We start from the raw sequence: 11,540 nt of genomic DNA on the forward strand, positions 1-11,540 counted from the left end.
GTCAGACACAGGGAAGCCGGCCGGGCACATACCCCGACCGGCCCAAGCCCTCCCTGCCCGTCAGCCCTGCTGTCCCGATGCCTTCCGCCACGTCGGCCGCAGCGCCAGGGCACGTTCCCGCACGCCCGACCACCAGGCCGACATCGCCCACACCACGCGCACCGTGGAGCGGGGAGCCAGCACCGCACGGAGCCTGGTGCCACGGCCGACCCCGGCGCCCAGGCCCGCAGCAGCGCGGCGGACGTCGTCCGTGAGGCCCGCTGTGGGTCGGGGCTGCGGTGCGTAAAGGACCTGCTCCACCGCGTTCGCCACCCGGTGCACCGAGGCCGCGGCCGTCGCGTCGAGGGATCCCAGCCGGACGATACGTGCGGCCGCCTTGCGCGGCGTCTGTGACTCGTCCGGCACGATGCCGAAGTCCCAGGCCGTGTCGGTCAGCTCCTGCCAGACGGCCAGCGTGTGCGGCACCGCGTCCGCATCGCTACGGCCGTGCGCCCCCAGCCGGACCGCCCGGGTCCGGCGGCGCCACAGCATCGGTGCCAGCGGAAGCGCCACGACGGCGAGGCCGGCCAGGACCCAGGCCAGGATCGCGTACCACTTCGGCCCGTCGCCGCCCGTGGGCAGCGCCGCCTGCGGGGACTCGCTCGCGCACCCGCCGTCCAGCTTCCTCTGCACCGCCGTGCAGCTCTCGCTCGTCGAGGGGGTCGGGGACGGAGCGGAGAACGACGTCTCGGACGGGCGGACCACGTCCGGGACCGAACTGCCGGGGCTCTCGGGCAGCGTGTACGGCGGCATCGAGCCGCGGTTCGGAGTCGGCTCGAAGCGGGTCCAGCCCACGCCCTCGAAGTACAGCTCGGGCCAGGCGTGCGCGTCGCGCAGCCCCACCGACACCGAGCCGTCCGCCTGCGGGGTACCGGGCGCGAAGCCCACCGCGACCCGGGCCGGTATGCCGAGCGAGCGCGCCATCGCCGCCATGGCGAAGGAGAAGTGCACGCAGAAGCCCTGCTTGTCCTTCAGGAAGCGGGCGATCCCCTCGGAGCCGCTGCCGACCTGCACCTGCGTGTCGTACTCGAAGCCGCCGGTCACGGCGAACCAGTCCTGGAGCTTGACCGCCTGGTCGTAGGGGTTGGCGGCGTCCGCGGTGACCTGGCGGGCGGTGCGCGCCACGACCGCGGGGAGCGAGTCGGGCAGCTTGGTGAAGGCCCGCACGATGGCCGCCGGCGGGGGCGCGGCCGAGGCCAGCTGTTCCGCCGTCGGCTGCACGTCCAGGCTCTTGACCTGGTACGTGAGCCCTCGAGTGTTCTGGCCGTGGTCGCCGACCAGCGTCATCCCCAGGGGTTCATAACGCCAGTTGCCCCGGATGTCGACGCCGCTCGGCGGGTACGGCATGGGCAGCCAGTCCTGGCCGTACCAGTCGGCCGCCGTGATCGTGGTGTCGACCTCCGTGCGCTTGACCTCGGAGCCGAGGCCGATCGGGGTCGGGAAGGTGCCGTCGGGGACGGCGGTGATGGAGCGCCGGGCCGGCTTCCAGGTCGTGCCGTCGAACTCGTCCAGGGACACGATCCGCAGATAGAGGTCCGAGACGTCGGCCATCTTCGTCTTCACGGAGAGGACCTGCCGGTCCTCGTCCACGTTCAGGTTGTCGCGCAGCGACACCAGCGGGTTCACGGCGGAGATCGTGCCGCCGCCGCCCGTGCCGCCGCCCGCGCCCGCGCCCACGGAGTCCAGCAGCCCCCCGTTCATCGCGGGCAGTCCGAGCGGCACCACCAGGGCGATGCCCAGCGCGACCACGCCGATCCGCCGGCCCGTGCGGACCGGGGCGACCGCACCGCTCGGTTCCCCTCCGGCCGTGCGCGGAGCCCCGCCGAAGACCCGGCCCCACTGGGAGAGCCGGTCCCGGCCCTCGGCCAGGAGCAGCATCAGATAGCCCGCCGCCGCGACCAGGAACCACAGCCAGTCCGTGCCCCCGTCGGACAGCCCCGCGGCCACCGAGTACAGCGCGAGCAGCGGCAGACCGGCCGGGGCGGCGCTGCGGAAGGTCACCGCGAGGGTGTCCACCAGCAGCCCGATGATCAAGACGCCGCCGATGAGCATCAGCCGGATGCCGTCGGACTCCAGGGGCGCCGGGATCGCGTACCGCGCGATGTCGTCCCCGCCCTGCCGGAGCAGGAGCGCGAAGCGGTCGAGGGCGTCGGGCCCGGGCACCAGCCCGGCCAGGGCCTGCTCACGGGCGAACAGGAACGTCAGCAGCAGCACCGTGACCACGGCCTGTGCCGCCACCGTCAGCGGGCGCGCCAGCGGCACCCTGCGGGCCGCGGCACCCACGCCCGCCTGCACGGCCAGCAGGAAGGCGGCCTGCACGATCCAGGTCGCCGGCTTGACGAGGGGCAGCAGGGCGCACGCGGCCATCAGTGTGGCCGCCCACGCGCCCAGCGTCAGTCGTACCCGCCCGCTCATCACGGTCCCTCCCCGCCGCCCGCGGCGGCCATCCCCCTGCGCTCCCGGTCCGCCTGCCGCCACAGCTCGTCCACGGAGGCACCCCGCGGCACGCCGAGGGCCGTCCAGCCCGCCTCGCGCAGCATGCGCAGCCGCTCCCCGCTCCCGTCCAACGGACCGGGCACGTCGCTCGGTTCCCGCACCCAGGAGTCGCTGTCCAGCACGAAGGCGACCGCGCCCGGGCTGCGCTGCCGCATCCGGCCCAGCACGGCCGCCTGCTCCTCGTCCAGGTCGCCGAGGAAAGCCACGAGCAGCCCCTCGTTCCCGCCGCGCAGCACGTCGTAGGCCCGGGACAGACCCGCGCCGTCGGAGTGGTCGATCACCGCGAGGGTGTCCATCATCAGCCCGGCCGCGTCCGCCGACTCCTGGTTCGCGCCCGCGAATCCGTCACCGCCCTCGCCGGGCACCGCGTTGCCGGTGTCCGTCAGCAGCCGGACCGAGAAGCCCCGTTCGAGCATGTGCACCAGCACGGACGCCGCGCCCGACACGGCCCACTCGAAGGCCGAGTCCGGTCCCGCGCCCTGGTAGGCGATGCCGCGGGTGTCGAGCAGCACCGTGCAGCGGGCGCGCTGCGGCTGCTCCTCGCGGCGCACCATCAACTCGCCGTAGCGGGCGGTGGAGCGCCAGTGCACACGGCGCAGGTCGTCGCCGTAGCGGTACCCGCGCGGGATCACGTCGTCCTCGCCGGCCAGCGCGAGCGAACGCTGCCGCCCCTCGCCGTACCCCTTCGCCTCACCGCTGAGGCGCGCGGGCGCCAGCGGCTCCACGCGTGGGATCACCGTCAGCGTGTCGGACGTCGAGAAGGACCGGGTCAGCTCACACATGCCGAACGGGTCGGTCAGGCGCAGCTGGAGCGGGCCCAGCGGGTAGCGGCCGCGCAGATCGGAACGGACCCGGTAGGACACCTCGCGCCGGCCGCCCGCCTCCACCCGGTCGAGCACGAAACGGGGCCGGGGACCGAGCACGTACGGCACCCGGTCCTGGAGCATCAGCAGCCCCGTGGGCAGCCGCGAGACGTTGTCCATCCGCAGATGGACCCGCGCCTCGCTGCCCGCAGGCACGCGCGCGGGGGACAGGCGGCGGCTGCCCGCGACCCGGTAGCGCGTGCGGTACAGCACCGTCGCGCACACCAGCGGCAGCACGGCCAGCAGCAGGCCCACGCGCAGCAGGTCGCTCTGCCCGAGCACGTACGAACAGACGGCGGCCGCGACGCCGGCGGCCAGGAAGGAGCGTCCGCGGGTGGTCAGACCGGCCAGGGCGGTGCGGATGCCGCCCTTGTCGCCCCGGTCGGCCTCCGTCTGCCCCGTCCCCGCGGTGGTCATCACAGCCTCCGCGGCGGCTGCTGGGGATACGCCGGCACGCCCCGGCCGAGGCCGCCGAAGCCGCTCTGCTGCGGCGTCGCCGGCACCGGGGTGCGCTGGAGGATCTCCTCGACGACCTGCTCGGCCGAGCGGCGGTTGAGCTGGGCCTGGGCGGTGGGCAGCAGACGGTGGGCCAGGACGGCGACGGCGAGTGCCTGCACGTCGTCCGGCAGCGCGTACTCCCGGCCGCTCAGAGCCGCGGACGCCTTCGCCGCGCGCACCAGGTGCAGCGTCGCGCGCGGGGAGGCGCCCAGTCTCAGATCGGGGTGCGTGCGCGTGGCGCCGACCAGCTCGACCGCGTAGCGCCGGACCGGCTCGGCGACATGGACGCCGCGCACCGCCTCGATCAGCTTGAGGATCTCGTGCGCGTGGGCCACGGGCTGGAGGTCCTCCAGCGGCGAGACGCCGCCGTGCACGTCCAGCATCTGAAGCTCGGCCTCGGCGCTCGGGTAGCCGACCGAGACCCGGGCCATGAAGCGGTCGCGCTGGGCCTCCGGCAGCGGGTAGGTGCCCTCCATCTCGACCGGGTTCTGCGTCGCCACCACCATGAACGGGCTGGGCAGCTCGTAGGTCTTGCCGTCGATGGTGACCTGGCGCTCCTCCATGGACTCCAGGAGCGCGGACTGCGTCTTGGGCGAGGCGCGGTTGATCTCGTCGCCGATCACGACCTGCGCGAAGATCGCGCCCGGCTTGAACTCGAAGTCGCGGCGCTGCTGGTCCCAGATGGACACACCGGTGATGTCCGAGGGCAGCAGGTCGGGCGTGAACTGGATGCGCCGCACCGAGCAGTCGATGGACCGCGCCAGTGCCTTGGCGAGCATCGTCTTGCCCACGCCCGGGACGTCCTCGATCAGCAGGTGTCCCTCGGCGAGCAGTACGGTCAGCGAGAGCCGTACGACCTCGGGCTTGCCCTCGATCACGCCTTCCACCGACTCCCGCACGCGTTCCACCACGGCGGTCAGATCAGTGAGGCTCGCTCGATCGTCATAGGTCGTCACCCGGCCCTCCTCGGCCTTTCCCGTGCTCCCAGGGAGCACGGGATACCCCATTTTCCCGGGCCGACGCCGCATGACGCGGGCCGGCCCACCCCGAACCACGGACACCACGCGTGAAAGGTCCCGCGTGACGCCACTCCCGCATTCTTGCTGCCGTTACCGATTCGTGTCACTCGACTGTGGATAACTGGCCGCGATATGTCGGTCTTGCGGCTATTCGAACGCATGACTGACAGGCTTTCGACAGCTACAGCAGGTTGTGCCCGGGGCGGGCGGCCAGGTCAGGAGGCGGGATCGATCAGGCGGGATCGATCAGGCGGGATCGATCAGGCGGGATCGATCAGGCGGGGTCGATCTCCCTCAGCAGTCCGGTCTTCACGTCGAAGACAAACCCCCGCACGTCGTCCGTGTGCGGCAGGAACGGCGAGGTGCGCACGCGCTGCATCGACTGCCGTACGTCCTGGTCGACGTCGCGGAAGGACTCCACCGCCCACGCCGGGCGCTGGCCGACCTCGGACTCCAGCTCGGTGCGGAAGTCCTCGGTGAGGCTCTCCAGGCCACAGCCGGTGTGGTGGATGAGGACGATGCTGCGCGTCCCCAGCTTGCGCTGGCTGATGGTGAGGGAGCGGATCACGTCGTCGGTGACGACGCCGCCCGCGTTGCGGATGGTGTGGCAGTCGCCGAGTTCGAGACCGAGCGCCGCGTGCAGGTCGAGGCGGGCGTCCATGCAGGCCACGACGGCGACGTGCAGCACGGGCCGGGCGTCCATCCCGGGGTCGGTGAAGTCGGCGGCGTACCGGGCGTTGGCGTCGACGAGGCGGTCGGTGACCGTGCCGCTGCCGGCTGTGGCGCTCTCCGAGGCTGTGGGAACCGATGCAGAAGTCGTCATAACCCATGACGTTACTGGTCACACCCGGTCCAGGCCTCCTGTGAGACTGGACAAAGAATGCCAGCGAGGTGGGGTTGTGAGGTAACCCACAAGGGTGGTGGGCCGCCGGGCGCGACGCGCAGGCCGGTTGATTGACCGGGAGACAGGGTGGACTAAAGTGACGCGAAGCGGGAGGCGAGACTCTCCCCGCTGGACTGTTCACCCCGGAGACCCCGGCGACGACCGGAGATCTCCCCACGTGCGCGGCGCGTACGTACGGCTCGGCCTCCTCCCGCTCCCGGTCGGCTGACGCTTCCGGCGCCGGCAGGCCTCCCCTTCACGAGCGGGCGGGGACCCGGCGGTGCGTAGGGGCCGCGCCGGATCTGAGAGGGCCCCTTGAGCCAGAGTCGACACGTCCCGGTGATGCTCCAGCGGTGCCTGGACCTGCTGGCACCCGCCCTGGAGGGCCCGGACGCCGTGGTCGTCGACTGCACCCTCGGCCTCGGCGGCCACAGCGAGGCGCTCCTGGAGAGGTTCCCCGGGATCCGTCTCGTCGCCCTGGACCGCGACAAGGAGGCCCTGCGCCTGTCCGGCGAGCGCCTCGCGCCCTACGGAGAGCGCGCCATGCTCGTCCACGCCGTGTACGACGAACTCCCCGAGGTGCTGCACCGGCTCGCCATCGCGCGCGTGCAGGGCGTGTTGTTCGACCTCGGGGTCTCCTCCATGCAACTCGACGAGGCCGACCGCGGCTTCGCCTATGCCCAGGACGCCCCACTCGACATGCGCATGGACCAGACGTCGGGAGTCAGCGCCGCCGAGGTCCTCAACACGTACCCGCCGGGCGAGCTGGTGCGCATCCTGAGGGCGTACGGCGAGGAGAAGCAGGCCAAGCGGATCGTGTCCGCGATCGTGCGCGAGCGCGAGAAGGAGCCGTTCAGCAACAGCGCGCGGCTGGTCGAACTGATCCGGGACGCGCTGCCGCAGGCCGCCAAGCGCACCGGCGGCAACCCGGCCAAGCGCACCTTCCAGGCCCTGCGCATCGAGGTCAACGGCGAGCTCGCCGTCCTGGAGCGGGCGATCCCGGCCGCCGTGAAGGCGCTGGACGTGGGCGGGCGGATCGCCGTGCTGTCGTACCACTCGCTGGAGGACCGGCTGGTCAAGCAGGTGTTCGCGGCGGGTGCCGCCACCACGGCGCCGCCCGGGCTGCCCGTCGTGCCCGAGCGTTACCAGCCGCGGCTCAAGCTGCTCACGCGCGGTGCCGAACTCCCCACCGAGGAGGAGATCGCCGAGAACCGGCGGGCGGCGCCGGCGCGGCTGCGCGGTGCCCAGCGCATCAGGCAGGACGTCGAGTGAGGCGTTCGCAGGCCGGACCGAGGGAGCGTGAGTGAGCAGCAAACCCGAACTGAAGGGGAGGGCGGCACGTCTCGCGCAGCTCTTCCCGACCGGCCCCGGGCAGGCGGCGCGCACCCCCTTCGTCCTCCTCGTGGTCCTCCTCCTCGGCGGTGGTCTCATCGGCCTCCTGGTGCTGAACTCGGCCCTCAGCGAAGGCGCGTTCAAGCTCGACGACCTCCAGCGCGAGACCAAGAGCCTCACCGACGAGGAACAGGCCCTCCAGCGGGACATCGACGCCTACTCCGCTCCCGAGGCCCTCCAGCGCCGCGCCCGCGAACTCGGCATGGTCCCCGGCGGCGATCCCGCTTTCCTCGCCCCCGACGGCACCGTCAAGGGCGTCCCGAGCCCCGCCCCCGGTGTCCGGCAGACTTCCGCCCACATCCCCCTGGTCCTGGCCCCCGAGGCCATGCCCAACGGCCCCACCTCAAACTCCGGCAGGTGACGGAAGTGACCGACAGGGAACCCCGCTGCCGCCGTGTACCGGGCCTCGCCCGGCCCGCCTGCCCCCCCTGGCCCCGGCGTTCATCGGATCCCCGGGACGGCTGCCGCTTCGCGGTGCGCGGCGGAGCGGGCTCTCGGCGGGGTGACGCAGATGTCCGCCGGGAAGCCGCCGTGCCGTGCGGCGGTGGAGCGGTCGTCGTGTCGGCCGTCGCCGAGCACCGCCCGCAGTGCCGGGTGCCGTCCCGGCCCGTGTCCGAGCGTCATCGCGTCGGGCAGTCCTCAGTCCGCCCCGACCTCCGGCAGGTGACGGAAGTGACCAACAGGGAACCCCCGCGCCGCCGCGTGCCCGGACCCGCCAGGCCCGCTCGGCCCGACGCCCGGCGCCGCCCGGGACCCGGTGCCCGGGCCCGTCGCCCGGCCCCGGCCCGTCAGGCGGCGCCCAAGCCCCTCCGGCTGGGCAGCCCCCGCCCCCGGCTGCGTCTGGTCGGGCTCGCGCTGACGCTGGTGCTGATCGCCTTCGTCGTACGGCTGTTCCAGGTGCAGGCCGTCGACGCGAGCACGTATGCCGCCAAGGCCGAGCAGAACAGGTACGTCGGGCAGGTGCTGGCCGCGGACCGCGGGGAGATCACCGACCGGTCCGGTGTGGCCCTGGCGACCAGTGAGGACGCCTACGACATCACGGCCGACCCCACGATGTTCGCCCCCGACCAGCTGAAAATCGGGGACGGGCCCGAGCAGGCGGCCGCGCTGCTCGCGCCGATCCTCGGCCAGGAGCAGGAGACCCTGGTCGAGAAGCTGCGGCCGAAGAACAAGGCGCTGCGGTACGTCAAGCTGGCCTCCCGCCAGACCCCGCAGGTCTGGAAGCAGATCAAGGACCTGAAGTCCGCGCTCGCCAAGAAGGAGGAGACGGACAAGTCCGCGCACAACGTCCTCGGGGGCGTCTTCTCCGTCGCCACCAGCAAGCGCGTGTACCCCAACGGCGACCTCGCCGCCGGGATACTGGGCTGGGTCAACGGCGAGGGCAAGCCCGGCGGCGGCATCGAGCTCCAGCTGAACAAGCGGCTGGCCGGCAAGGACGGCAAGATCCGCTACGCCCAGTCCGGCGGCCGGCTCGTCCCCACCGCGGGTTCCACCGAGACCCCCGCTGTGCCCGGCAGCGACGTCGAACTCACCATCGACCGCGACATCCAGTGGGCCGCCCAGAAGGCCATCAGCGACCAGGTGAAGGAGTCCGCGGCCGACCGCGGCTACGTCATCGTCCAGGACACCCGCACCGGTCAGATCCTGGCCATGGCCAACTCGCCGGGCTTTGACCCCAACGACCTCTCCGACGCAGACCCGGCCGCCCTCGGCAACGCGGCCCTCCAGGACGCCTTCGAACCCGGCTCCACCGCCAAGGTCATGTCGATGGCGGCCGTCCTCCAGGAGGGCGCCGCCACCCCGTCGACCCACGTCGTCGTGCCCAACCGGCTGCACCGCGGCGACCGGCTCTTCAAGGACGACATCGACCACCCGACCTGGTACCTGACGCTCAACGGCGTCCTCGCCAAGTCCAGCAACATCGGCACCATCCTCGCCACCGGCCAGCTCGGCAAGACCCAGGCCCAGTCCAACAAGGTCCTCTACGACTACCTGCGCAAGTTCGGCCTCGGCAGCTACACCGGCCTCGGCTTCCCGGGCGAGACCAAGGGCATCCTCGCCCAGCCCGACAAGTGGTCGACCTCGCAGCAGTACACGATCCCTTTCGGCCAGGGCGTCTCCATCAACGCCATGCAGGCGGCGTCGGTGTACTCGACCATCGCCAACGGCGGCGTCCGCGTCGAACCCACCCTCGTACGCGGCACCAAGGGCCCCGACGGCCACTTCACCCCGGCCCCCAAGCCCGGAAAGACCAGGGTCGTCAGCGCCAAGACGGCGAAGACCCTCGCCCAGATGCTGGAGTCGGTCGTGGACGACGAGGAGGGCACCGGCACCAAGGCGCGTATCCCCGGCTACCGCGTCGCGGGCAAGACGGGCACGGCCAACCGCGTGGATCCGGCCACCGGCATGTACAAGGGCTACACGTCGTCGTTCGCCGGATTCGCGCCCGCCGACAAGCCCCGCGTCACCGTCTACTGCGCCATCCAGAACGCCACCAAGGGCAACTACTTCGGCGGCCAGATCTGCGGCCCCGTCTACAAGCAGGTCATGGAGTTCGCACTGAAGTCCCTCCAGGTCCCGCCGACCGGGGCCAAGCCGGCGAAGCTCCCGGTCACCTTCAAGCGCTGACCGGCCGCAAGCCCCGGCCGGCACGGAACCAACCAGGAACCACCTCGTGACAACGATCACCCCGGATCCGGGGAACCAGAGCAGCCCCCGCCCCTCGCTTCGCCCGGAGGCGGGTACGCCCGGTACGCTCACCGCCGTGCCACACGCTGATCAGTCCCAAACCACCCAGAAGGGCCATCCCGTGACATACCCCGGGCCGCCCAGGCCGGCGCAGGTCTCCGCCACACCCCTCGCGGAACTGGCCCGACAGCTGGGTGCTTCCGCGCCGGAGGGCGCCGCCGACGTCACGGGCATCACCCACGACTCGCGCGCAGTGCGCCCCGGCGATCTGTACGCCGCCCTCCCGGGCGCCCGCCTGCACGGCGCCGACTTCGTCGACCAGGCCGCGAGCCTCGGCGCGGCCGCCGTGCTGACGGACCCCACCGGCGCCGAGCGCGCCGCGGCCTCCGGGCTGCCGGTCCTGGTCGTCGACGACCCCCGCGGGCGGATGGGCGAGCTGGCGGCCACGATCTACGGCCACCCCGGCCGGGGCCTCCTCCAGATCGGCATCACCGGCACCTCCGGCAAGACCACCACCGCCTACCTCGTCGAGGGCGGCCTGAAGACCGTCAGGTCCACCGGCCTGATCGGCACGGTCGAGATGCGCATCGGCGACGAGCGCATCAAGTCCGAGCGCACCACCCCCGAGGCCACCGACCTCCAGGCCCTCTTCGCCGTCATGCGCGAACGCGGCGTCGACGCGGTCGCCATGGAGGTCTCCAGCCACGCCCTCGTCCTCGGCCGCGTCGACGGCTGCGTCTTCGACATCGGCGTCTTCACCAACCTCAGCCCGGAACACATGGAGTTCCACTCCGACATGGAGGACTACTTCCAGGCGAAGGCGCAGCTGTTCACCCCGAAACGGGGCAAACTCGGCGTGGTCAACGTCGACGACGAGTACGGCCGCAGGCTGGCCAAGGAGGCCACGGTCCCGGTCGTCACCTACTCCGCCGAGGGCCACCCCGACGCCGACTGGCGTGCCGAGGATGTCGAGGTCGGCCGGCTGGACTCGACGTTCACCGTCATCGGGCCCAAGGGCGAGCGGATCAGCGCCAAGTCGCCGCTGCCGGGCCCCTTCAACGTGGCCAACACCCTCGCCGCGATCGTCGCTCTCGCCGTCGCCGGGCTCGACCCGCAGGCCGCCGCCGACGGCGTCGCCGCCGTACCCGGCGTGCCGGGCCGCCTGGAGCGCGTGGACGCCGGACAGCCCTACCTCGCGGTCGTCGACTACGCGCACAAGACCGACGCCGTCGAGTCGGTGCTGCGCGCCCTGCGCAAGGTCACCGAGGGCAAGGTGCACATCGTCCTGGGCTGCGGCGGCGACCGGGACAGGACCAAGCGGGAGCCGATGGGTGCCGCCGCGGCCCGGCTCGCCGACACCGCCGTACTGACCTCCGACAACCCCCGTGGCGAGGACCCCCTCGCGATCCTCGCCACGATGCTCCAGGGCGCGGCCTCCGTGCCCGCGCACGAGCGCGGCGAAGTGGCGGTCTTCGAGGACCGGGCCGCCGCGATCGCCGCCGCCGTCGCCCGTGCCGAGCCCGGCGACACCGTGCTGGTCGCGGGCAAGGGCCACGAGCAGGGCCAGGACATCGCCGGGGTGGTCCGTCCCTTCGACGACCGCCAGGTGCTTCGCGAAGCCATTCAGAAGACCCAGGGATGAAATCCCGCATGATCCAGGGG

General features: G+C 72.5%; 9 protein-coding genes. 4 read left to right on the plus strand and 5 right to left on the minus strand.

What is annotated here, in order from left to right; translation table 11 throughout:
* Nucleotides 1–60: 60 nt before the first annotated feature.
* The 4 genes from QC385_RS17205 to QC385_RS17220 form a co-directional block, all read right to left on the minus strand.
* Nucleotides 61–2,454 (minus strand): transglutaminase TgpA family protein, encoded by a 2,394-nt coding sequence (locus QC385_RS17205; RefSeq protein WP_279542210.1) that lies wholly within the window; start codon nt 2,452–2,454, stop codon nt 61–63.
* Nucleotides 2,454–3,815: a DUF58 domain-containing protein gene (locus tag QC385_RS17210; RefSeq protein WP_279542211.1), complete on the minus strand. Its 1,362-nt coding sequence runs from the start codon at nt 3,813–3,815 to the stop codon at nt 2,454–2,456. Before QC385_RS17210 ends, QC385_RS17205 begins: the two co-directional genes overlap by 1 nt.
* Nucleotides 3,815–4,852 carry an AAA family ATPase gene (locus QC385_RS17215; RefSeq protein ID WP_279542212.1) on the minus strand — a complete coding sequence of 346 codons (1,038 nt, stop codon included), beginning with the start codon at nt 4,850–4,852 and terminating at the stop codon, nt 3,815–3,817. Before QC385_RS17215 ends, QC385_RS17210 begins: the two co-directional genes overlap by 1 nt.
* 337 nt (nt 4,853–5,189) lie before the next feature.
* On the minus strand, nt 5,190–5,738 hold the full coding sequence (locus tag QC385_RS17220) for a beta-class carbonic anhydrase (RefSeq protein WP_279542213.1): 549 nt from the start codon (nt 5,736–5,738) through the stop codon (nt 5,190–5,192).
* A 375-nt stretch (nt 5,739–6,113) separates the two neighbouring features.
* Here QC385_RS17220 and rsmH point away from each other — a divergent pair, with 375 nt between their 5' ends.
* Both rsmH and QC385_RS17230 read left to right on the plus strand, forming a co-directional pair.
* Entirely contained in the window at nt 6,114–7,070 is a 957-nt protein-coding gene (gene rsmH, locus QC385_RS17225; protein ID WP_279542214.1) for a 16S rRNA (cytosine(1402)-N(4))-methyltransferase RsmH, read from the plus strand.
* A 31-nt stretch (nt 7,071–7,101) separates the two neighbouring features.
* The gene (locus QC385_RS17230) at nt 7,102–7,551 is read left to right on the plus strand and encodes a septum formation initiator family protein (RefSeq protein WP_279542215.1); all 450 of its coding nucleotides are present in this window, start codon (nt 7,102–7,104) and stop codon (nt 7,549–7,551) included.
* Between the two features lie 80 nt (nt 7,552–7,631).
* Here QC385_RS17230 and QC385_RS17235 read toward each other — a convergent pair whose 3' ends face one another.
* A complete protein-coding gene (locus tag QC385_RS17235) occupies nt 7,632–7,814 on the minus strand; it encodes a hypothetical protein (protein WP_279542216.1) in 183 nt (60 codons plus the stop codon).
* A gap of 48 nt (nt 7,815–7,862) precedes the next feature.
* Between QC385_RS17235 and QC385_RS17240 the strand changes: the two genes are divergently transcribed.
* Nucleotides 7,863–9,818: a peptidoglycan D,D-transpeptidase FtsI family protein gene (locus QC385_RS17240; protein ID WP_279542217.1), complete on the plus strand. Its 1,956-nt coding sequence runs from the start codon at nt 7,863–7,865 to the stop codon at nt 9,816–9,818.
* Between the two features lie 181 nt (nt 9,819–9,999).
* On the plus strand, nt 10,000–11,520 hold the full coding sequence (locus QC385_RS17245) for a UDP-N-acetylmuramoyl-L-alanyl-D-glutamate--2,6-diaminopimelate ligase (RefSeq protein WP_279542218.1): 1,521 nt from the start codon (nt 10,000–10,002) through the stop codon (nt 11,518–11,520).
* Nucleotides 11,521–11,540: the final 20 nt, after the last annotated feature.

This window comes from Streptomyces sp. DH10 (genome assembly GCF_029813805.1).
GTDB classification, from domain to species: domain Bacteria; phylum Actinomycetota; class Actinomycetes; order Streptomycetales; family Streptomycetaceae; genus Streptomyces; species Streptomyces coeruleofuscus.

Bases quoted from the DNA above. Each gene is read 5' to 3' on its own strand.
- QC385_RS17210 (WP_279542211.1), bottom strand. From the start codon at position 3,815: ATGACCACCGCGGGGACGGGGCAGACGGAGGCCGACCGGGGCGACAAG.
- QC385_RS17220 (WP_279542213.1), bottom strand. From the start codon at position 5,738: ATGACGACTTCTGCATCGGTTCCCACAGCCTCGGAGAGCGCCACAGCC.
- QC385_RS17235 (WP_279542216.1), bottom strand. From the start codon at position 7,814: ATGACGCTCGGACACGGGCCGGGACGGCACCCGGCACTGCGGGCGGTG.
- QC385_RS17205 (WP_279542210.1), bottom strand. From the start codon at position 2,454: ATGAGCGGGCGGGTACGACTGACGCTGGGCGCGTGGGCGGCCACACTG.